The organism is Paenibacillus sp. FSL R7-0216 (assembly GCF_037969915.1).
GTDB lineage: Bacteria > Bacillota > Bacilli > Paenibacillales > Paenibacillaceae > Fontibacillus > Fontibacillus rhizolycopersici.
Map to the genome: position 1 here is coordinate 77,730 of NZ_CP150222.1, position 22,271 is coordinate 100,000.

Annotated in this window: 24 protein-coding genes (1 of these 24 only partly in view); all 24 read left to right on the forward strand. The window is 54.8% G+C overall.

What is annotated here, in order from left to right:
- Positions 1–2: 2 nt before the first annotated feature.
- On the forward strand, positions 3–986 hold the full coding sequence (locus MKZ15_RS00335) for an ABC transporter ATP-binding protein (protein ID WP_155608089.1): 984 nt from the start codon (positions 3–5) through the stop codon (positions 984–986).
- Positions 979–1,944 carry an oligopeptide/dipeptide ABC transporter ATP-binding protein gene (locus MKZ15_RS00340; protein ID WP_155608090.1) on the forward strand — a complete coding sequence of 322 codons (966 nt, stop codon included), beginning with the start codon at positions 979–981 and terminating at the stop codon, positions 1,942–1,944. The genes MKZ15_RS00335 and MKZ15_RS00340 overlap by 8 nt, the downstream gene beginning before the upstream one ends.
- Before the next feature lie 29 nt (positions 1,945–1,973).
- Entirely contained in the window at positions 1,974–2,438 is a 465-nt protein-coding gene (locus MKZ15_RS00345; RefSeq protein ID WP_339818973.1) for a hypothetical protein, read from the forward strand.
- Between the two features lie 153 nt (positions 2,439–2,591).
- Complete coding sequence (locus tag MKZ15_RS00350; RefSeq protein ID WP_155608092.1) at positions 2,592–3,335, forward strand: VWA domain-containing protein; 744 nt, start codon at positions 2,592–2,594, stop codon at positions 3,333–3,335.
- Positions 3,307–4,260 carry a serine/threonine protein kinase gene (locus MKZ15_RS00355; protein ID WP_213624127.1) on the forward strand — a complete coding sequence of 318 codons (954 nt, stop codon included), beginning with the start codon at positions 3,307–3,309 and terminating at the stop codon, positions 4,258–4,260. The genes MKZ15_RS00350 and MKZ15_RS00355 overlap by 29 nt, the downstream gene beginning before the upstream one ends.
- A 17-nt stretch (positions 4,261–4,277) precedes the next feature.
- Entirely contained in the window at positions 4,278–5,741 is a 1,464-nt protein-coding gene (gene tilS / locus MKZ15_RS00360; protein ID WP_339818976.1) for a tRNA lysidine(34) synthetase TilS, read from the forward strand.
- Between the two features lie 44 nt (positions 5,742–5,785).
- Positions 5,786–6,325 carry a hypoxanthine phosphoribosyltransferase gene (hpt, locus tag MKZ15_RS00365; protein ID WP_155608095.1) on the forward strand — a complete coding sequence of 180 codons (540 nt, stop codon included), beginning with the start codon at positions 5,786–5,788 and terminating at the stop codon, positions 6,323–6,325.
- Positions 6,326–6,425: 100 nt separating this feature from the next.
- Entirely contained in the window at positions 6,426–8,555 is a 2,130-nt protein-coding gene (gene ftsH, locus MKZ15_RS00370; protein WP_193418996.1) for an ATP-dependent zinc metalloprotease FtsH, read from the forward strand.
- Between the two features lie 323 nt (positions 8,556–8,878).
- Entirely contained in the window at positions 8,879–9,211 is a 333-nt protein-coding gene (locus tag MKZ15_RS00375; RefSeq protein WP_339818981.1) for a hypothetical protein, read from the forward strand.
- Entirely contained in the window at positions 9,199–10,137 is a 939-nt protein-coding gene (nadA, locus tag MKZ15_RS00380; protein ID WP_339818984.1) for a quinolinate synthase NadA, read from the forward strand. The genes MKZ15_RS00375 and nadA overlap by 13 nt, the downstream gene beginning before the upstream one ends.
- 36 nt (positions 10,138–10,173) lie before the next feature.
- A complete protein-coding gene (gene nadB, locus MKZ15_RS00385; RefSeq protein WP_339822235.1) occupies positions 10,174–11,790 on the forward strand; it encodes an L-aspartate oxidase in 1,617 nt (538 codons plus the stop codon).
- Complete coding sequence (gene nadC, locus MKZ15_RS00390) at positions 11,780–12,646, forward strand: carboxylating nicotinate-nucleotide diphosphorylase (RefSeq protein ID WP_339818986.1); 867 nt, start codon at positions 11,780–11,782, stop codon at positions 12,644–12,646. The genes nadB and nadC overlap by 11 nt, the downstream gene beginning before the upstream one ends.
- Positions 12,647–12,653: 7 nt before the next feature.
- The gene (locus MKZ15_RS00395; protein ID WP_155608099.1) at positions 12,654–13,418 is read left to right on the forward strand and encodes a type III pantothenate kinase; all 765 of its coding nucleotides are present in this window, start codon (positions 12,654–12,656) and stop codon (positions 13,416–13,418) included.
- 113 nt (positions 13,419–13,531) lie between these two features.
- Positions 13,532–14,422 carry an Hsp33 family molecular chaperone HslO gene (gene hslO, locus MKZ15_RS00400; RefSeq protein ID WP_155608116.1) on the forward strand — a complete coding sequence of 297 codons (891 nt, stop codon included), beginning with the start codon at positions 13,532–13,534 and terminating at the stop codon, positions 14,420–14,422.
- A gap of 237 nt (positions 14,423–14,659) precedes the next feature.
- Entirely contained in the window at positions 14,660–15,598 is a 939-nt protein-coding gene (cysK, locus tag MKZ15_RS00405; RefSeq protein ID WP_155608100.1) for a cysteine synthase A, read from the forward strand.
- Positions 15,599–15,742: 144 nt separating this feature from the next.
- On the forward strand, positions 15,743–17,278 hold the full coding sequence (locus tag MKZ15_RS00410) for an anthranilate synthase component I family protein (RefSeq protein ID WP_339818990.1): 1,536 nt from the start codon (positions 15,743–15,745) through the stop codon (positions 17,276–17,278).
- 18 nt (positions 17,279–17,296) lie between these two features.
- The gene (gene pabA / locus MKZ15_RS00415; RefSeq protein ID WP_178020492.1) at positions 17,297–17,878 is read left to right on the forward strand and encodes an aminodeoxychorismate/anthranilate synthase component II; all 582 of its coding nucleotides are present in this window, start codon (positions 17,297–17,299) and stop codon (positions 17,876–17,878) included.
- Positions 17,875–18,813: an aminotransferase class IV gene (locus MKZ15_RS00420; protein WP_193419007.1), complete on the forward strand. Its 939-nt coding sequence runs from the start codon at positions 17,875–17,877 to the stop codon at positions 18,811–18,813. The genes pabA and MKZ15_RS00420 overlap by 4 nt, the downstream gene beginning before the upstream one ends.
- A complete protein-coding gene (gene folP / locus MKZ15_RS00425) occupies positions 18,788–19,633 on the forward strand; it encodes a dihydropteroate synthase (protein WP_339818996.1) in 846 nt (281 codons plus the stop codon). The genes MKZ15_RS00420 and folP overlap by 26 nt, the downstream gene beginning before the upstream one ends.
- Before the next feature lie 24 nt (positions 19,634–19,657).
- Positions 19,658–20,020 (forward strand): dihydroneopterin aldolase, encoded by a 363-nt coding sequence (gene folB, locus MKZ15_RS00430; RefSeq protein WP_155608105.1) that lies wholly within the window; start codon positions 19,658–19,660, stop codon positions 20,018–20,020.
- A gap of 11 nt (positions 20,021–20,031) precedes the next feature.
- Positions 20,032–20,580: a 2-amino-4-hydroxy-6-hydroxymethyldihydropteridine diphosphokinase gene (folK, locus tag MKZ15_RS00435; protein WP_193419013.1), complete on the forward strand. Its 549-nt coding sequence runs from the start codon at positions 20,032–20,034 to the stop codon at positions 20,578–20,580.
- Positions 20,532–20,738, forward strand: a complete 207-nt coding sequence (locus MKZ15_RS00440) for a helix-turn-helix transcriptional regulator (protein ID WP_155608107.1) — start codon at positions 20,532–20,534, stop codon at positions 20,736–20,738. The genes folK and MKZ15_RS00440 overlap by 49 nt, the downstream gene beginning before the upstream one ends.
- Before the next feature lie 46 nt (positions 20,739–20,784).
- On the forward strand, positions 20,785–21,786 hold the full coding sequence (gene dusB, locus MKZ15_RS00445; protein WP_155608108.1) for a tRNA dihydrouridine synthase DusB: 1,002 nt from the start codon (positions 20,785–20,787) through the stop codon (positions 21,784–21,786).
- A gap of 340 nt (positions 21,787–22,126) precedes the next feature.
- Positions 22,127–22,271, forward strand: the 5' end (the start) of a protein-coding gene (gene greA / locus MKZ15_RS00450; RefSeq protein ID WP_068784380.1) for a transcription elongation factor GreA. It continues 332 nt past the right edge of the window; only the first 145 of its 477 coding nucleotides appear in the window; it begins with the start codon at positions 22,127–22,129; its stop codon lies beyond the right edge, outside the window.

Sequence of the window (22,271 nt, forward strand, 5' to 3'; positions counted from 1 at the left end):
CGATGTCGACTTTGCTGGAGATAGACCGGCTGAGCACGCATTTCAAAACAGAAGAGGGACGGATCAAAGCGGTTGACGAAGTGAGCCTGCGGATTAAGCCCGGGGAAACGGTTTGTATCGTTGGGGAGTCGGGCTGCGGCAAAAGCGTAACCGCAATGTCGATCATGGGATTGCTGCAAAGCGGTCCTGGGGTGGAGATCGGCGGGCAAATCCAATTTGGAGATACCGAATTGTTATCCTTAGATAAAAACCATCTGCGCGCCATTCGCGGCCATGAAATCGCGATGATTTTTCAGGAACCCATGTCTTCGCTGAATCCGGTGCTGACGATCGGGGAACAGTTGATTGAGCCGATGGGGCTTCACTTGAAGTTGAGCAAGAAGGAGGCCCGCAAACGCGCTTTAGAATTGATCGAGCAGGTGGGGATCTCCCGGCCGGAGCAGATCATGAAGAGTTATCCGCACGAGCTAAGCGGCGGGATGCTGCAGCGGATTATGATCGCCATTGCGATCTCCTGCCAGCCGAAACTGCTGATCGCGGACGAACCAACCACCGCGCTCGACGTAACGATTCAGGCGCAGATCCTCGATATGCTGCGGCAAATCAAGGCGGAATCGGATATGTCGATTCTGCTGATCACCCATGATCTTGGCGTCGTCGCCGAAATGGCCGATTACGTCGTGGTGATGTATGCCGGTAAAGTCGTTGAAGAAGGTGAAGTGACCGCGTTGTTCGAATCGCCGAAGCATCCTTACACGCAAGGTTTGTTGAAATCGAAGCCAGTGCTGGGCCAGCGTCAGGGTGAATTGTTCTCGATCCCGGGCCAAGTGCCGAATCTGCTGGAATTGCAGCCTTCGTGTTATTTCCAGGACCGCTGCGCGCATTGTATGGAGATTTGCCGGACGAATGAGCCGGCGTTGAAGTCGGTAGGAGGCGGTCAGAAAGCAGCTTGCTGGTTGTATGAGGAGGAGAAACGCCATGGGTGAGCCGCTGCTTACAGTACGGCATTTGAAGAAATATTTTCCGGTCAAGACGGGGCTCTTGCAACGGACAACGGGACAGGTGAAAGCGGTAGACGACATCAGCCTCACGATTCAGCCTGGGGAAACCTTCGGCCTGGTTGGGGAATCGGGCAGCGGTAAGAGTACGGTCGGCCGCAGCATCGTCCGCTTGACGGAGAAAACGGACGGTGACATCCTGTTCAAAGGTACGGATCTTTACACGTTACCGGAGGAAGAACTGCGCCGCTTGAGACCGAAGCTGCAAATGATTTTTCAGGATCCTTATGGTTCCTTGAATCCCCGGATTCGGGTTGGTGACGCGATCGGCGAGGCTTTGCTTGATCATGGGTTGCTGCCGAAGGGGGAGATTCGTGACCGGGTGCTGGAGGTGCTGGCTTCGTGCGGGTTATCCTCCTATCATATCGATCGTTACCCGCACGAGTTCTCCGGCGGGCAGCGCCAACGGATTGGGATCGCGCGGGCGCTGATTCTGAATCCCGAGCTGATGATCGCTGACGAACCGGTGTCCGCATTGGATGTGTCCATTCAGGCGCAGATCATCAACCTGTTTCGCAAGTTGCAGGAGACACGTGGTTTAACGTATCTGTTTATCTCCCATGATTTGAGCGTGGTGGAGCATCTTTGCACACAGGTTGGGGTCATGTATTTGGGCGGGATGGTCGAAATGGCCTCGCGGGACGAGTTGTTCGGACATCCGCTTCATCCTTATACCAAGGCATTGCTGTCGGCTGTGCCCCTGCCGATTCCTCGCCTGAAGCGGGAGCGGATTATTCTGAAAGGGGACATTCCGAGCCCGGCCAATCCGCCTTCCGGCTGCAAGTTTCATACCCGATGTCCGTTCGCCACGGCCGAGTGCAAGCAGCGGGTACCGGAATTCCGTGACGTTGGCGGAGGGCATTACGTCGCGTGCCATTTCGTATAAATGTAGAGCCATGAAGGGAGGACTTCGGAATGATGACGGCACCAAGCGTCAGCTTACCGCAGCCTTATGCGCTTCGCCTGGAGACGATTCGGGCGAAGGGAATGGAAGAGAATGCGGCCTTGGAGTTGCTGGAGCGGAACAGTGCGGCGGAATGGCAGGAGAGAATTAATCCGGAGCTGCAGTGGGACGGATTTGCCGAGTATGTCCGGGAGCATGTTGACGAGGTTAAACAGGCTTATCTTGAGGGTTACCGGTTTAAATTCATGACCATCGGAGGCTTGCGCAGCTTGCTGCAGATCAAATTTGGGTTACAGGCCGGTCAGGATTACGTGTATGACGAGAATAATCACGGTTTCTCCGGCGTGAAGCTGAAGGAAGCAGACTATCGGAGCCTGCGAATGCTGTCCCCTGATTACTGGGAGATCCGGATCGATCAGAAGGACTCGGACCGCGGGTTGCTGGAGCTGCGAATCGAGCATAAATATGGGGATTAATTCTTAATCCTATTCTATCGAACTTAAGGCGCGCGTCTTGGGTTCCTTTTTTTTATAGGGGAGGTTGCCCTAAAACTGGTTTGAACTCAATCCTCGCTGGAAATGATAGATACGAGAATGTTGAACTCTATCTATTGAAGGGTGGGTAACGGGATGAAACAGATCATGTTGATTACGGACGGGTGCTCCAATGTCGGAGAAAGCCCGGTGATGGCTGCGGCGCTGGCGAGACAGGAAGGGATCACCGTGAATGTGGTGGGTATCGTGGATTACGGTACGATCGGAGAACTGGGGAGTCTGGAAATCTCTGAAATCGCCAAAGCCGGCGGCGGCATGAGCCGAATTGCCGGAACCGAGAACCTGGCGCAAACGATGCAGATGCTGACGCGAAAAACGGTCGTACAGACGATCCAACAGGCGGTTCACAAGGAGATCCGGCAAATTCTTGGCGATCAGAAGGTCGGGGACTTGCCGCCGGAGACGCGTTCGCAGGTCGTGGAAGTGATCGACGAGCTGAGCGAGAGCAGCCCGCTGCAGGTGGCGCTTCTGATTGACGCCAGCGCCAGCATGAAGCCGAAGCTTCGGGCTGTGGAAGAAGCGATCCGCGACATGATGCTGAGCCTAGGGTCGAGAAAAGGGGAGAGCCAGTTGGCCGTATTCCATTTTCCCGGCTCGCATAGCGGAGAGGATGCCGTCCTGGACGTGGATTGGACCGGCGATTTGGGATCTGCACGTTCGATCTTCCAGCGTCTCGTCATGAGAGGGGCAACGCCAACGGGACCGGCGCTCTTGAAGGTGATGGATTTTATGCGATATGGTACACTGAATGAACATGGTAAGTCTTGGCGTGAGAAGACGGAGGGACAAGATGGAATCCTCGGCGACTACGTCGTCTAAAATCAACCTGCCGCAGGGAACGCGGATAACCGGACGCTGGAACGGGGGACGGTATATCATCCAGCGCTTGCTGGGGCAAGGGGCTAACGGCGTCGTATTCCTGGTGAAACGGGAGAAGAACGGAAAATTATACGCCCTGAAGCTGGGCTTTGATACGCTGGACATCCAATCGGAGATCAATGTGCTAAAAGCGTTGCAGCGTCAAGGAAGGCGGCGGGGCGCGGCGGAACGGGATCTCAATTACCTGGTGGAGGTGGACGACTTCACTTTCCAGGGGAGGGAGATTCCTTTCTACGTTATGCGCTATGTACAAGGGGAGCCGCTGCGTGCCTTCTTGGCCCGGCGGGGTCCTCGTTGGCTGGACGTGGTTGGCCTCCAACTGCTTCAGCAACTCGGACGACTGCACAACTCCGGCTGGGTGTTTGGCGACCTCAAGCCGGAGAATGTGCTCGCCGGATCCTATGGTGACGTCGAACTGATCGACTACGGCGGGGTTACCGGCGAAGGGCGCAGCGTAAAGCAGTTCACGGAGTGGTACGACCGCGGCTTCTGGAGTGCCGGAAGCCGGACGGCGGACCCGGCCTATGACTGGTTTTCTTTTGCCGTCGTCTGCATTCACTTGCTCGCGGAGACGCCGCTGAAGAAAGCGGCCACTCAATTGCCGCAGACGCGCAGCCGCAGTGATCTTCTCGCTATCGTCGAGGGGCTGGAGGCGCTCGCGCCATATCGCGCTTGGCTGAAGCGGGCCTTGAACGGGGAGTTCCGCGATACGGCGGAGGCCTGCCGATTGTGGAAGGAGCTGGTGGCAGACCGCTTCGCTCCGCGGCGTCGGACCCGGCCCTCCACCCCAGGCTGGATCGTAGGCGCATTTGCGGTGTCGGTGACGCTTCTCGCCTGCGCGCTTTACCTGACTTTTAGATTTTAGGGGAGGGGGATGCCCCGATGAAAGAAACCGCACTGTACCGTTTGACGGAGCAAGTCCGGCGCATCGGCCGCCAAGAACAGTTATGGTCGACCGGGGATGGGATCGTTGTGGCGGTGTCCGGCGGGGTCGACTCGACGGTACTTCTGCATATAATGAAGGAAATCGCTGCCGACGAGACATTGGGCCTGCAATTGATCTGTGCTCATCTTCATCACGGTTTACGCGGGGATGAGGCCGACCGGGATGCGGAATTTGTACGGGGGCTGGCGGAACGTCTCGGCGTTCCCTTTGACCTGGGATACGTCGATGTTCGCAGCTATATGAAGGAAACGGGAAAAAGCCTGGAACTGGCGGCTCGGGAGAAGCGTTATGAATATTTGCATGAGGTGGCTGAGCGTTACGGAGCCTCGTCCATCGCGCTTGCGCATCACGCCGATGACCAGGCGGAGACGGTGATGATGCGGGTGTTGCGGGGGAGCGGCCCATCCGGGCTGTCCGGAATGAGACCCAAACGCCGGGAAAAAAATGTGGAACTTATCCGTCCCTTGCTTCGTATATACAAGACGGATTTGCTCCTGGCGTGCCGCGAGTCGGGGATTCCCTTCGTGGAAGACAGCAGCAATCGAGATAAAGAGTTTACGCGAAATTCGATTCGGCTGGATGTGTTACCTTTTTTGGGGCAATATAATGGTCAGTTGCCAGAATCGCTGAATCGGCTGGCGGAGCTGGCTGCGGCGGAGGACGATTATCTGCAGCTCGAGGCGTCAAAGTCGTATGATATTCTTGTGCGGAAGGAAGGCGAGATTCTCTCGTTTTCGATCCCGCTTTTCGCCACTTTACATGTCGCTTTACAACGGAGGTTGATTAAACTAATATTAAATTATCTGCCTTTAAGCACGGAGGATCGCGATTTTGTCAAGATTGAGGCGATACGTCAAGGGACGATTCAAGATCGGCCTACGACATGGAGCCTGGATCTGGGCGGCGGCGTCAAATGCGTACGAGAGTATGACATGATCCGCTTTATCCCCCCGGCTGCAGAGAGTCGGATTCCTCATAATACATATTTGGTGGAACAATTTCCGGCGAAAGTGCCGATCGAGGGCATGGACCAGAGCTTGCTTATGACGCGGCTGGGTGCCGGTAGGGAGGGCGTTCTCGCGAAGGCAGAGGGCAATAACGAAGCGATATTTGATGCGGATGAGCTGGTTTATCCGCTTACCGTGCGTTCTCGGATTCCGGGGGATGCCATGAAAGTTATGGGATTAAACGGCAGCAAAAAGGTAAAAGATATTTTCATCGATGCGAAAATACCTCCTTCCCTACGCTCCCGCATCCCGATCCTAACGGATGCCGCAGGCCGGATCCTATGGATTCCCGGCGTTCGCCGTTCCGCGGTCGCCGCAGTGAACCCGCGTACGACTTCTGTCGTGCATATGGTTCTGGTACCGACTGAGGTCCGTACGCACCTAGAGGATTAGCGAAAGACCGGCATTCATAGTATAACGTAGGAGGTTCACTTATTTTGCTAAACGATATCCAGGAAATTTTGATTACGCGGGAACAAATTCAAGAGAAGGTCGTCGAGCTGGGCAAGCAACTGAGCGCGGAATATGAAGGCCGCAATCCGCTCGTGATTTGTATCTTGAAAGGCGCTTTTATTTTCATGGCCGACCTGGTGAAGGAAATTACTGTACCGATTGAGCTTGATTTCATGGCCGTCTCCAGTTATGGGGCGGGTACCCGTTCTTCCGGGGAAGTCAAGATCATCAAGGACTTGGATACTTCTGTAGAGGGTCGCGACATTCTGATTGTGGAGGACATTATCGATAGTGGGCTAACGCTTAGCTATTTGATTGACGTTCTCGAGCGGCGCAAGGTCAAATCCGTAAAAGTCGTAACGCTGTTCGACAAACCCGCACGGCGTACGGTGAAATTGGAAGCCGACTTGTCGGGATTTGTTCTGCCGGACGAATTCGTTGTTGGATACGGGCTGGATTATGCCGAGAAATACCGTAACCTCCCATTCATCGGAGTACTGAAGCCGGAGATTTACACCAGTTGATTTCGTCGTCCGCATGGACGAAGGACCACCCTTGCCGCAATTTTGAAATGGCAAGATTGGCTATGGTAAAATAACTTAAGGTCTTGAGAGGAGGTTGGGGATGAATCGGTTCATCCGGAATTCTGGTTTTTATTTAATACTTTTCTTAGTCGTGGTGGGCATCGTCCAATTCCTCAATGGCGGACAAGAAGCAACCGTCACCCCTAAGTATTCGGACTTACGTCAGGAACTGAAGGATAATAACGTTGCTGATCTAACCGTTAAATTTGACGGTTACGCTTATCTGGTAACCGGTAAGTATAAGGAAGCTGTCAATAACGACAAGACGAAGAATTTCTCTCTATATGTTCCTTTTGACGAGAACGTTGTAAAGGAAATTATCGCTTATAGCGACCAGAACGGTTTCAGCGTGGAATGGAAGAAAATGCAGGGCGAAAGCATCTGGCTGACCTTCCTGACTTCGATCGTTCCGCTTGCGATTATGTTCATCTTGTTCTTCTTCCTGTTTAATCAAGCGCAGGGCGGCGGCGGCAAAGTCATGAACTTCGGCAAGAGTCGAGCGCGTCTCTATAATGAGGAGAAGAAGAAGGTCACGTTCGAAGACGTGGCGGGTGCCGACGAAGAGAAGCAAGAGCTTGTCGAAGTGGTTGATTTTCTGAAAGATCCGCGGAAATTCTCCGCTGTTGGCGCGAGAATTCCGAAAGGCGTATTGCTCGTGGGCCCTCCGGGTACCGGTAAAACTTTGCTCGCTCGCGCGGTAGCCGGCGAAGCGGGGGTTCCTTTCTTCAGCATTTCCGGTTCTGACTTCGTAGAAATGTTCGTTGGGGTCGGGGCATCCCGTGTCCGGGATTTGTTCGAGAATGCCAAGAAGAACGCGCCTTGTATCATCTTTATCGACGAAATTGACGCGGTTGGCCGTCAGCGCGGCGCCGGACTTGGAGGCGGGCATGACGAACGCGAACAAACGCTGAACCAATTGCTCGTAGAAATGGACGGTTTCGGCGGTAACGAGGGCATTATCATCATCGCTGCAACGAACCGTGCGGATATTCTGGACCCGGCCTTGCTGCGTCCGGGACGTTTTGACCGTCAAATCACAGTGGATCGTCCGGATGTGAAGGGGCGCGAAGCCGTATTGAGAGTGCATGCGCGCAACAAGCCGCTGACGAAGGATGTCAAGCTAGACGTTATCGCGAAGAGAACGACCGGTTTCACCGGTGCGGATCTGGAGAACTTGCTGAACGAAGCAGCGCTCCTCGCCGCACGTCGGAACCGCAAAGATATCTCCATGCCGGAAGTGGATGATGCGATCGACCGCGTTATTGTCGGGACTGAGAAACGCAGCCGCGTGATCAGCGACCGTGAGAAACGGATCGTAGCTTACCACGAAGCGGGGCATACCATTGTCGGTTACTTTTTGGAGCATGCCGATATGGTACACAAAGTAACGATTATTCCACGCGGTCGTGCCGGCGGGTATGTGATCATGCTGCCGAAGGAAGACCGCATGTTGGCCACGAAGAACGAGCTGCTGGACCGGGTAACCGGGTTACTTGGCGGCCGCGTATCCGAGGAGCTGTTTATCGGCGAAATCGGGACCGGCGCGTACAGCGACTTCCAGCAAGCGACCAACATCGTGCGCAGCATGATTATCGAATACGGGATGAGCGAGAAGCTCGGACCGATGCAGTTCGGCACGTCGCAAGGCCAAGTGTTCCTGGGCCGCGATATCGGCCACGAACAGAACTACAGCGATCAAATCGCTTACGAGATCGATCAGGAAATGCACCGGTTCATCAGCGAATCGTATGAACGTTGCAAGCAGTTGCTGACCGAGCATGCCAAGGAAGTCCACCTCATCGCGGAAACGCTGCTTGAAGTGGAAACTTTGGAGCTGGAGCAAATCAAGTCTCTGATTGAAACCGGCTCGTTGGACGGCTTGAAGAAGGACGGCAAAGACGACGGCAACGGTTCTTCGGAACCGGGTGAACCGACCATCGACAACGTTGGTGATGTTCGCGTTCGCATCCAAGGCAAAACCGAGGATCCGGCGCCTACCGCCCCAGTTGGGGACATTCCAAATGACGTTCCGGGCGGCACGGCCAGCGATCGGACGAATGATCCGGTCGTCGACGCACCGCAAGGCACTGTCAGCGACACGCCGAGTCAATCCGATTCGGCTGACGAAGGCAAAGATCCAAACAACGGTGGCAGCACGCCAACCGTGTAAACCATATCAGCAAAGACCTCATCCGGGAAACGTGACGTTTCCCGGATTTTTTGTTTGAGATGTGGGGGCCCGCTTGTGAATGTATGCGAAAAATCGAATAGAAACCATTAGATTTGGCGATTTCTACGGAATGTATATGAAATTCCGCATACGTTTACGCAAATGGAAGAGAAAGAGCTAGAATCTGTATGAAAAACCGAATAGAATCCGGGATTCATGCTACGAGTCACACTTTTTGTGCGAAAAATCGAATATAATTCGCTTCTATAGGGGTGTAGGAACAATTCGAGCGTTTGCCCCGTACCCGCCAGGTGTCGCTTACAATGGGGGGAAGCGAGTCCCGGCTCTTTTTACCAAAAATTTTAGATAATCAAGAACGCTCGAATCCCCTCGTTAATCCTGATTTTTCCTGCAAAATCATGGGCAATTGCCGCTATACGCAAGCGGACGGCGCATTGACAGTGCCTTTCACCTTGTGTAAATTAGTTGATAAACACCGTGTGAAATTTAATACGTTCTTGCCGTTTCACGCAGGATTGCCATACAAAGCAGCGAGAAGCCCGACCGACGCGAAGAGAGATAGAAGGCTAGGTGGGGCCAAACAGCAACAGACGATACAAGAGCTTATTGGGGAGGAATTCAAGTGGAGGCTCTAGCGCTTGAACGTAAAGCCGAAATGAACCGCGAACTGCGGGAAAGGCTGGTTCAGCTCAAGAAAGAACGCAACGCAATCATACTGGCACATTATTATCAGCGGGATGAGATCCAAGAGGTGGCGGATTTCCGGGGTGATTCTTTTTTGCTGGCTCAGAAGGCCGCTTCGACCGATGCGGAAACGATCGTGTTCTGCGGCGTTCATTTTATGGGGGAAAGTGCGAAGATTCTGGCGCCAAACAAAACGGTGCTTATTCCTGATGAGCGTGCGGGTTGCCCGATGGCCGACATGGTGAATGTCGACGGCTTGCGTAAGCTGAAGGTCCAGCATCCAAACGCCAAAGTGGTGACGTACATCAACTCCTCGGCAGAAATCAAGGCGGAGACCGATATCTGCTGCACCTCGTCAAATGCGGTGAAAGTGATCAATTCTGTCGATGCGGACGAAATCATCTGGGTGCCGGATAAGAACCTTGGCCATTACGTGCAGCAGCATACCGACAAGAAGCTGATTATCTGGGAAGGGTACTGCAACACGCATGATATGTTGACGGTCAAAGACGTCGTTGAGATGAAAGCGAAATACCCGAACGCCGAGTTCGTCGTGCATCCGGAGTGTCGTCCGGAGGTTGTAGCGATGGGCGATTTCGTGGGCAGCACTACGGCGATCTTGGATTATTGCAAAAATTCCTCCGCCAAGGAGTTTATCGTCGGTACGGAGGATGGAACAGGGTATCAGCTGCGTAATGACAGCCCGGACAAAACGTTCCATTTTGCCACCAAATTCCTGGTTTGCCCGAACATGAAAGTCAATAACTTGAAGAAACTGGTCAAATGCCTGGAAACGATGCAGCCGCAAATCTACGTACCGACCGTCGTTGCCGACAAAGCCAGATTATCCTTAGAGCGCATGTTACAAGTTAAGTAGCATGCGCTACTCTCTTGTCCAAGATAGGTGACGATGGTGATTCCACAATATTTGGTTGATTTTGAGGCAGGACAGCTGCCGGTCGTCGATACGGATGTCATCGTGATCGGTTCGGGGATTGCGGGGCTCTTTACCGCTATCAAAGCAAGTGAAAAAGAGCGCGTGATCCTGATTACGAAAAAATCGATGCTGGAAAGCAATACCAGGTACGCTCAAGGCGGCATCGCCGCTGTGATTTCCGAAGAGGATTCCCCGGTTTATCACCGTCAGGATACGCTGCTGGCCGGAGCGGGCTTATGCTCCTCTGAAGCGGTGGATATCCTGGTCAACGAAGGGCCGGAAGGCGTTAAAGAGCTGATGATGTTAGGCACCGCCTTCGATTTGGAGAACGGTGAGCTCGCTCTGACGAAAGAGGGGGCGCACAGCCATCGCCGGATCTTGCATGCCCATGGGGATGCGACGGGATATGAGATCGTGCGAGCCTTGTCCGAGCAAGCGGGAGCCCATCCCAATATCGAAGTTTGGGACAATCATTATGTGATCGATTTGATCACCGAGGAGAATGAATGCCTAGGCGCGCTCGTACAGCGGCCAGACGGGCAGCGCGTGTTTCTGCGCGGGAATGCGACGATTCTGTGCTCCGGCGGAGCTGGGCAGTTGTACCGCTATACGACCAATCCCGAGGTAGCCACGGGCGATGGGGTTGCTATCGCATACCGGGCGGGAGCGATTCTTCGCGACATGGAGTTTATTCAATTTCACCCTACATCGCTCTGTTATCCGGGCGCGCCGCGGTTTCTGATCTCTGAGGCGGTTCGCGGCGAAGGGGCCGTGTTGCGCAATATCAAAGGCGAGCGGTTCATGAGTAAATACCATGAGCTGCTTGAGCTGGCGCCGCGGGATATCGTGGCTCGGGCCATCGTCAGCGAAATGGAAGCGACGGGGGCAAGCATCGTGTACCTCGATATCACGCACGAGGATCCGGAGAAAGTCAGATCCCGATTCCCAACGATTTACGAAACCTGCCTTGGCTATGGGCTTGATTTGACGGCCGACTGGATTCCCGTTGCGCCGGCTGCGCATTATATGATGGGAGGCGTCCGTGTCAGCCATCACGGAGAGACGAGTGTGCATCGGTTGTTCGCCTGCGGCGAAGTTTCGTCGACCGGCGTACATGGCGCGAACCGGCTGGCCAGCAACTCGTTGTCAGAAGCGATCGTGTTCGGGCGCCGGATTATTCAGCGGATTGGGGAGCTGCCTCCGCGCACCCGAACCGGGGAGACCGTGGCTTACCATGACGGCCGTCTGGCTCCGGCACCGTCTTCGTTAGTGGAACGCCGCTTGGACTTGCAGAAAACGATGGTCCGCCGTGCCGGTTTGCGTCGAACGGCGGAAGGATTGGCCAAGGGGATCGCGGAGCTAGAGCGGCATCAGGCGATTTTTAGCCAGGCGCTGCATACCCGCGAAGAGTGGGAATACGCCAATATGCTGACCTGCGCGCTGCTGTTGGCCAAATCGGCGCTAGCGCGCGAGGAGAGCCGGGGTGGGCATTACCGCGAGGACTTCCCGGAACGCAGCGACGAGAAGTGGCGCAAGCATCTACTTTGGCAGCGGGATAAAGGAATGTTGGAGGAAACTAGCGATGATGTTTAATGGATATAATGAAGGACTTGTGGAGGCCATCCGCGGGTGGTTGAAGGAAGATGTGGGCTCCGGTGACGTGACGACCGCGGTAACGATCCCTGCGGGTCATGAGTCCAAAGGGATCATTCATGCCAAGCAGGGCGGGATTGTTGCCGGAATGCCGGTGGCTCAGCTTGTCTTCGAGATCGTGGATCCGAATCTGACGTTTACGCCGCACGTGAAGGACGGGGAACGTATCGAGAAAGGCGCGATTCTGGCCGAGGTGGAAGGAAGCACGCATAGCATTTTGACCGGGGAGCGGTTAGCCCTGAACTTGTTGCAACGCTTGTCTGGTATCGCAACGCGCACGAAGACGTTTGTGGAAGCATTGGGCGGGCTGCCGACCCGGCTGGTGGATACACGCAAGACGACGCCGGGCCACCGGATGCTGGAGAAGTATGCGGTCCGTACCGGAGGAGGTTCGAATCACCGCTTCGGGTTGTACGACGCCGTCATGATCAAGGATAATCATATTAAAGGGGCCGGTGGCATCACCCAGGCGGTGAGCCGCGCTCGTGCTCATATTCCGCACACGATGACGATTGAAGTGGAGACGGAAAGCCTGGAACAGGTGGAGGAAGCCCTGCAAGCTGGCGCGAATATTATCATGCTCGACAACATGGCTCCCGACCTGATGAAGGAAGCGGTGCGCCGAATCAAGACCAAGGCGCCGCATGTGACGGTGGAAGCATCGGGCAACGTGTCGCTGGAAACGATCCGTGGGATTGCCGAGAGCGGCGTGGACGTCATTTCTGTGGGACGTCTGACGTATTCTTTTGAAAGCCTGGATATCAGTTTGGATTTGAACGGCAAAAAGGAGGCCTAACAAGCGCATGTTCCTTGTAGTCGATGTAGGCAATACGAATATCGTGCTGGGGATTTACCGGGGCAAGGAGTTGCTCCATCATTTCCGCATCAGTACGAATCGCCAGGCCACGGTGGACGAGTACGGCGTATTGATCCATAATCTGTTCCACATGGTGGGGATCCGGGAAGCCGAGATGGAGGGCGTCATCATTTCCTCGGTAGTACCGCCGTTAATGCACGTGCTTGAGGAGCTGAGCGAAAAATATTTGCGGCACAAGCCGCTGGTCGTTGGCCCGGGGATCAAAACCGGGCTGAACCTGCGTTACGAAAATCCGCGCGAAGTTGGAGCGGACCGGATCGTCAACGCGGTAGCCGCCATCGAGCAGTACGGAGGGCCGCTGGTCGTCGTTGACTTCGGCACGGCCACGACGTTTGACTGCATCGATGCGGCATGCAATTACCTTGGCGGCGCGATCGTGCCGGGCATCGGGATTTCGACGGAAGCGCTGTACCAGCGAGCTTCCAAGCTGCCGCGCATCGAACTCGAGAAGCCGAAGAAGGTTATTGGCCGCAATACGGTGAATGCGATGCAGGCCGGGATTATTTTTGGCTATGCTGGACAGGTTGATGGCATTGTGGAACGGATCGCTCAGGAGATGGGCGAGAAACCGAAGGTGATCGCGACCGGAGGACTTGCGGAGCTGATTGCCAGCGAAACGCGAACCATTGAAGAAGTAAACTCGCAGCTAACCCTGGAAGGGCTGCGGATTATCTACGAACGCAATCAATAAAGCAGGCGATGGTTATACTGGGATAAGTTGAAATCTCAAGTCAAGTTCAAAAAGTCAGGAAAGATGACTTTTTGAACTACCTTTGTAAGAAGCGAAAGGAGGTCCTTCGCATGATGGACCAGAACAGCAAGCAAGATCGGTTGATCCGCGGGATTGCCATGGGCGGGAAAGTGCGCGCTTTCGCCGTGCGGACGACCCAGCTGGTGGAGGAGCTGCGCCGCCGGCATGATACGTACCCGACCGCAACAGCCGCCTTCGGGCGCACGCTGACCGCCGCCGCCATGATGGGCGCGATGCTCAAGGGCGAGGAGAAGCTGACCGTACAGGTTAAAGGCGACGGGCCGATCGGACAAATTATTGCAGATGCCAACGCCAAGGGCGAAGTGCGCGGCTACGTTAAGAACCCGCATGTCCATTTGCCGAGCAACAGTCAGGGGAAATTGGATGTACGCGGCGTTGTCGGAACGGAAGGATTTATCCACGTCACGAAGGATTTAGGGCTCAAGGAGCCTTATCGCGGCAGCGTACCTTTGATTTCCGGCGAGCTGGGCGAGGATTTTACGTATTATTTTGCCGTGTCGGAGCAAACTCCTTCCGCCGTTGGATTGGGCGTGCTCGTGGACGTGGACAATTCGGTGATCGTAGCGGGCGGTTTTATCATTCAGCTGCTGCCGGGCTTAAGTGATTCCGAAATCGACTCGATCGAAAAAGCGGTGGGTCAGCTTCCACCGGTGACGGCGCTGCTCGATCAGGGGTTGGAGCTGGACGAAATGCTGCGCTGGATCGTGCCGGACGTGCAGGTGCTGGAGGAAATGGACATCGTGTTCTCCTGCAACTGTTCACGGGAGCGGGTAGAGCGCACGCTGATCAGCTTGGGTAAGAAGGAGCTGGAGGAACTGCGGGACGAAGGCAAAGAGACGGAGGTCGTTTGCGATTTCTGCAACGAACCGTACTTGTTTACCCCCGAGGAACTTGACCGGTTGATAGCTCAAACGGATAAATAAGTGAATAAGACCAAGGATACTTTGCGGATCGGGTTATTTAGACCTCGGATGCAAAGTATTTTTTGTGACTTTTCTTGACAACTCCGATCGGGGTTGTTAAGATAATAATCAGAAAACCAACTTATTTACTCGGAAATAAATGAAAGCCGATAAATCGCATATCCTAATATCTTGAGCTTTCATTTTGTGCAGCTAGATCGACGACGGTAATTTTTATCCAAAGGGAGGATATTTAATATGGCAAAAGTCGTAAACAGTGTAACAGATTTGATCGGAGATACGCCGCTGGTCCGTTTAAATCGGATCGTGCCGGAGGATAGCGCGGAGATTTATGTGAAGCTGGAATACCAAAACCCGGGCTCCAGCGTAAAGGACCGGATCGCGATCAGTATCGTAGAGGAAGCGGAGAAGGCGGGCAAGCTGAAGCCGGGCGGAACGATTATCGAAGCGACGAGCGGTAACACGGGGATCGGTTTGGCGATGGTAGCTGCGGCGAAGGGCTACAAAGCTGTTATCGTGATGCCGGAAACGATGAGCTTGGAGCGTCGCAACTTACTGCGCGCCTATGGGGCAGAGCTTGTCTTGACACCGGGTTCCGAAGGGATGAACGGAGCGGTGAAGAAAGCCGAGGAGCTGCTGGCAGCGAATCCGGATTACTTCCTGGCAGACCAATTCAGAACGCAAGCGAACGTGAAAATTCACCGCGAAACGACCGGACCGGAAATCGTTGAAGCGATTGAATCGCTGGACGGCCGTTTGGATGCATTCGTTGCAGGGATCGGTACGGGCGGTACGATTTCCGGTGCGGGTGAGGTATTGAAGAAACGGTTCCCGGATCTGAAGATTTACGCGGTTGAACCGGCAGCATCGCCGATTCTGTCTGGCGGCAAACCTGGACCGCACAAAATCCAAGGCCTTGGCGCGAACTTCATTCCGGAAATTTTGAATCGTGAAATTTATGATGAAATCATTCATGTGGAGAACGATGAAGCGTTCGAACAAGCACGTACGGTCGCGAAAGAGGAAGGCATCCTGTCCGGTATTTCCTCTGGCGCTGCAGTGTTTGCTGCCTTGAAGGTGGCTAAGGAGCTGGGCAAAGGCAAACGTGTCGTTGCCATCATTCCAAGCAACGGCGAACGTTACCTCAGCACGCCGCTGTACAATTTCGAAGCTTAATCACTCCTAGGAGAGCGATAACGCCCCCCGGCCGTTCTAACCGAACGGTCCGGGGTCTTTTATTATGAGGCGAACTTCTAGTATACTAGCTTCCAATAAGAGAAGTGCATCTATAAGATGAAGCTTGGAGGACGAACACGGTTCATGAAAAAGTTGACGACCTGGGAGCAATGGAAAGATTGGGCGGGGACAGGCGACTGGACGATGCTGCCCTTTGCGGTCAAATGCCCGTTGGCGGCTTCGGGTTTGCCTGAGGATTGGTTCCGGGCTTGGAAGGAAGCCGGACCGTACGCTTGCGTGTTGGAGAGTGGCAAGGGAGGAAGGTACACCTTTCTAGGCTTAGAGCCGGTTTCTGTCATCCGCGGCAAGGGTGGCGAAGCCATCGTGCAAGATCCTGCTTCCGGTACGGCATCGGTCCTCCGAGGCAAGCCGCTGGAGTTGTTGCGGGACTGGATGGCTCCGTTCCGGTCGCCCGAGGTGCCGGGGCTACCCAAGTTCACCGGCGGAGCCGTCGGTTATCTCGCCTATGATGTAGCGCGATCGTTGGAGCGCCTGCCGAACCTGGCGCAGGACGACCTTGGCCTCGACGACTACGTTTGGATGCGGTTGGAGGAGATGTGGGCTATCGATCAGGGGGAGGGCGACGTGTATTGCGTCGTCCATGTCCCGATCGCCTCGATGTCTCTGGAACAACTGCGGGATGGTTACCGTCGCGCCGAAGCGCGGGCTTTGCGCATGGCGGAGCGCTGGACAGGCTTCTACGCTGCGACCGCTGCTGCCCCGGCGGAAACCCCGACTCCGCTTCCTCCGCTCGGCGACGAGGAGTTGGAGCGCCGCCGTCTGTCCATCTCGATGACGCAGGAGGCGTTCGAAGCGGCGGTGCGCCGGGTGCAGGAATATATCGCCGCCGGCGACGTATTTCAGGTGAACCTGTCGCTGCGCCAGGCTTTTGCGTTGGTGGCGTCACCTGAACAGGTGTACGAGCAGCTCAGGCGGTTGAACCCGTCGCCATATATGGGCTTGCTCCGCTTCCCCGATTTCCAACTCGTGTCCGCTTCGCCGGAGCTGCTGGTGAAGGTGGAGCAAGGGAAGATCAGCACCCGCCCGATTGCGGGAACGCGGCGGCGGGGACATACACCGGAGGAGGATCGGCAGATGGAGGCGGAGCTTCGCGCGAGCGACAAGGAGCAGGCCGAGCACATTATGCTGGTCGACCTTCTGCGCAACGACATCGGCCGTGTGGCGGAGTATGGGACGGTACGGGTCAGCGAGCTTTTTACTGTGGAGCGCTATTCGCACGTTATGCATCTGGTGTCTGAGGTCGAAGGGGTGCTGGGTGGGGATCTTACGTTGTACGATGCGATCGCTGCTGTTTTTCCGGGAGGAACGATTACCGGGGCGCCTAAGGTACGAACGATGGAAATCATCGAGGAGCTGGAGCCGATCACGCGGGGACCTTATACCGGCGCAATGGGATGGATTGACTATACCGGGAATATGGAATTAAATATTATTATACGTACGCTGGTCGCGAAGGATGGCGTCGGCTACTTGCAGACGGGGGCTGGCATCGTGATTGATTCGGACCCGTACCGTGAGTATAGGGAATGCTTTAACAAGGCCAGGGCTGTTGCTTTGGCGATCCAACAGAGTGAGCAGAGCCAGCTGGACAAAGTCTAGGACAGGAGATGAGATGAGATGATTTTGGTGATCGATAACTACGATTCTTTTACGTACAATTTGGTGCAGTATTTAGGTGAGTTAGGTGAGGAAGTAACTGTCCGCCGCAACGATGAGATTGATCTTGCGGGAATTGAGGCTTTGCAGCCGGATCATATTTTAATATCCCCCGGTCCATGTACCCCAAATGAGGCTGGGATCACGCTGGATTTGATCGAGCGTTTTAAAGGGGTGATCCCGATCTTCGGCGTTTGCCTGGGGCATCAGGCGATCGGACAAGCTTTTGGCGGTAACGTGATTCGTGCCGAGCGGTTGATGCACGGCAAGACGTCGCCGATCCACCATCAGGGAGAATCGGTGTTTGCCGGCCTGCCGTCGCCGTTTACGGCCACGCGGTACCATTCTCTGATCGTGGAGCGCGAGAGCCTGCCGGATTGTCTGGAAATTACCGCCGAGACGGCGGAAGGGGAGATCATGGGACTGCGCCACAAAGAGTATGCCGTTGAAGGCGTGCAGTTCCATCCGGAATCGATTATTACTCAGCATGGCCATCAGATCCTCCGTAATTTCCTGAATCGGAAGGCGGAAGCCAAAGCATGAAATACATCGGGGTGGATGGAGTTCCGACCCCGACCGATCAAGCCGTGATCTCCGTAATGGATCACGGCTTTATGTACGGGATCGGTTTGTTTGAGACGTTCCGTACGTACGGAGGTCGACCGTTTCTGCTGGAGCGGCATCTGGATCGGCTGATGGCAGGCTGCAGGGCGTTAGGGATCGATTTCAAGGCCGATCCCGGCCGGGTTGAGTCGGAAATCAGTGAGTTGCTCGTGCAAAACGGATTGGCTGAAGGCTACATCCGGTATACGGTAACGGCCGGTGAGGGGCCGCTTGGCTTGCCGGTCGGTGACTACGATAAGCCGAGAGTCGTAATCTACGTGAAGTCGTTGCCGGAGCTAGGGGTGACGCTGTATACCGACGGGAAGCCGCTGTGGCGGCTGGAGACGCTCCGGAACACGCCGGAGGGCGAGGTGCGCTTCAAATCGCTGCACTACATGAATAGCGTGCTGGCGAAACGCGAGCTGGCGCGGCTGGAACGCGCGGCGGCGCAGCAGTCCGTCGCTCCCGTCCCTGCGGAAGGCTTGCAGCTGACGGCCCAGGGATGGTTGGCGGAGGGGATCGTCAGCAATGTATTTTTTGTGCGGAATGGCAAATGTTATACGCCGAATCTGGAAACGGGGATTCTCCCCGGCATTACTCGCGCCATGGTGCTGGAGCTGGCAGCCGAGAAGGGGATTCCGACGGAGGAGGGCTGCTACACTTGGGACGATCTGTTGGCGGCCGACGAGGTCTTCTTGACAAATTCGATCCAAGAGCTCGTGCCTGTGACGGAATTGGCGGAGTCTGGCAAACAAGGCGGACAGGAGATGCAGCGGCACAAGGTCGGGACCGGCCATATCGGGCCGGTTACGGAACGACTGCTGGGGGAATATAGAGAGAAAGCGAGGAATGACGATGCAGCCGATCATATATAAACGCAGCTACCGGCTGGGCGAGGCGTCCTTTACGCTCGGTGAGCGCACGCTGGTGATGGGGATTCTGAACGTGACACCGGACTCTTTTTCCGATGGAGGCCGTTATAATAACGTGGAACGCGCTTTACAGCACGCTCGGGAGATGATTGCGGAGGGAGCGGATATCATTGATGTCGGCGGAGAATCAACGCGTCCGGGTCATGAACCTGTAAGCGAACAAGAGGAGCTGGAGCGGGTCATTCCCGTGGTAGAGGCGATGCAACGCGAGCTGCCGCAAGTTCCCTTGTCGGTGGATACGTACAAGGCAAAGGTCGCGAGAGAAGCGCTGAAGGCGGGCGCCCACATCATCAATGATGTATGGGGCTTTAAGGCGGAGGCGCGGATGGCGGAAGTGGCGGCGGAGTTTGGTTGTCCGGTGATTTTGATGCATAACCGTCAGGATCGTAATTACGGCGACTTGCTTGCCGATGTGGCGGCGGATTTGCGAGAATGCGTGGAGATCGCTCGTAAAGCTGGCGTGAAGGACGAGAATATTATTTTGGACCCGGGTATCGGTTTTGCCAAGGATTATTCCGAGAACCTCCGTGTCATGCGTGCACTGGACGATTTGATAACGTTGGGTTATCCGCTCCTGCTCGGGACGTCCCGCAAGCGATTTATCCGTACCGCGTTAGACCTTCCAGTCGATGAAGTAGTGTTCGGTACGGCGGCGACTGTGGCGCTAGGGGTTGCGCAGGGCTGCCAGATTGTCCGCGTTCATGACGTGAAGGAGATCAAGCAGACCGTGCAAATGTGCGATGCGGTCGTGTACACTCTATAAATTGCTGGAAAAGGAGCCGAAATCATGGACAAAATGGTGCTGCGGCGCATGGAATATTACGGGTACCACGGCGTGTTCGAGGAGGAGCGCAAGCTGGGCCAGCGCTTCTACGTGGATTTGGAGCTGGAGATGGATCTGCGCCAGGCGGGAATCCACGATGACTTGACTCAAACGGTAAATTACGCCGAATTGCATGGGCTGGTCAAGGATATTGTCGAGCTAAAAAGCTTTCAATTGATCGAAGCGTTGGCGGAGCATATTGCATCCGCGGTATTGGACACTTATACTAGGGTAGATGCGTTAACGGTTCGGGTCACCAAGCCGCACCCTCCGTTTGATATCCATTTCGACGGTGTGACGGTGGAGATGTACCGTTCCAGAAAGTGAGCCAATCGTTTATGAACCTGACTTCTCCCTCTGAGCTTTCAGAGGCTTATATTGCTTTAGGCGCCAATCTGGGAGACCGCGAGGCCACCCTCATGCAGGCGATCACAGCGCTGCAGGAGCATCCAGCGATTGAAGTCCTGCGTTGCTCCAATTTATATGAAACCGATCCGGTAGGATACCTGGATCAGCCGTGTTTCGTGAATATGGCTGTTGCGCTGCGTACCTCGCTGGATCCTGAGGCGCTGCTTGAAGTTATGCTGGATATTGAGCTGCGATTAGGGCGAGAGCGCAAAATACGTTTCGGGCCGCGCACGGTGGACCTTGATTTGTTATGGACTGGAGGCAGAGTGGTGAATACGCCGCTTCTTACATTGCCTCATCCACGGATGATGGAGCGGGCTTTCGTACTTGTCCCGTTGTCAGACATTGTGCCGGAAGGGGAGCTCTCCGGCCTGTATGAGCGCATTCAGAGTGCCTTGGACACCCTAGATGGAAAGGAAGGCGTCCGGTTTTGGAAAACATGCACCTGGCACAGCGCATCCGCGCTTTCCGAAAACTAAAAGGATTTACCCAGCAAGAGCTGGCTGAGAAGTCCGGCGTTTCCCTAGCTTTATTAGGAGCGGTGGAACGGGGGAACCGCCGGGCAGATGATCAAATTTTAACTAAAATTGCAAATTGTTTGGGCATCTCCTTAGCGGAGCTGAAGCCCGATAAATAAGCTAGGCCGCTTGTAACCTAACCTTATCGAAATGGAGGGAACCATCTTGCTGAAGATTGGCGATATTGAAATGAAAAACCAAGTCGTGCTTGCTCCGATGGCAGGCGTATGCAATCCGGCCTTTCGCTTGATTGCCAAAGAATTTGGAACAGGGCTGGTCTGCGCAGAGATGGTGAGCGATAAAGCGATCATCCATGGCAACAAGCGTACTCGAGAAATGCTTTTTGTGGACGAGCGGGAGAAGCCGCTTAGCCTGCAAATTTTCGGTGGGGACCGCGCATCGCTTGTGGAGGCGGCCAAAGTCGTTGATCAGGAAACGAATGCCGACATCATTGATATTAATATGGGTTGTCCGGTGCCGAAGGTGACGAAATGCGATGCCGGCGCACGTTGGTTGCTCGAGCCGAATAAGATTTACGAGATGGTCTCGGCCGTTGTGGATGCGGTGAGTAAACCGGTAACGGTGAAAATGCGGATCGGCTGGGATGCAGAGCATATTTACGTTGTGGACAACGCCAAAGCGGTGGAACAAGCCGGTGGCAAAGCCGTCAGCGTGCATGGCCGGACGCGCGAGCAGCTGTACACCGGGCAGGCGGATTGGAGTTACATTCGTCAGGTGAAGGAAGCCGTATCGATTCCCGTGATCGGCAATGGCGACGTGGCGACGCCGGAGGATGCCAGACGGATGCTGGATGAGACCGGCTGCGACGGCGTGATGATTGGACGCGGGGCACTCGGCAACCCTTGGATGCTCTATCGGACGGTCGAGTACCTGAAGACCGGTGAATTGCTTCCGGAGCCGGATGCGGAGGAGAAGATTCGCATCGCGATCTTGCACATGGACCGTTTGGCCGCTCTTAAAGGCGAGCATGTGGCCGTTCGCGAAATGCGCAAGCATTTGGCCTGGTATTTGAAAGGTCTAAAGGGCGCAGCGCCCATTAAGGATCTCATTATGGAAGAAACTCGGCGTGACGAGATGGTGCGCATTCTTGAGGGTTTTGTCGCGGGCATTTCGACAGTAGCCGTACCTGATGAGGTATCCGCCTAAGGTTGAAGGGGAAGGTCATGAAACGTTTACATTTGTAAATTCGGGTGTCATTGACAATTGAGAATCATTCACCTATAATTTCACAATATAAATTCGACTCAGGGCGTTAGGCTTTCCTCTAGGGATGGTCTGACCCTTATCACATAATGCATATGATATACACAATGAGTTGGGAATTTAGAGACCATTGCTGCCGGAAGCGAGCGCTTCCAAGCACCTAAGCGGCAGTGGAACGGCAAAGGAACATTTTCCTAAAGGGAAGCGTTCATTTTCCAGGAGGGTTTTCGGGTGCCGCACGCACCGTGCGAAAATTTTTTCCATGACAGGAGAATCGGTTGAGATGAGCGATAAAGAAGTTATTCTTACCCAGGACGGTCTGAAGAGACTGGAAGAAGAATTGGAAAACCTGAAATCTGTGAAACGCCGCGAGGTTGCGGAACGGATTAAAGTAGCCATCGGATACGGGGATATCAGTGAGAACTCGG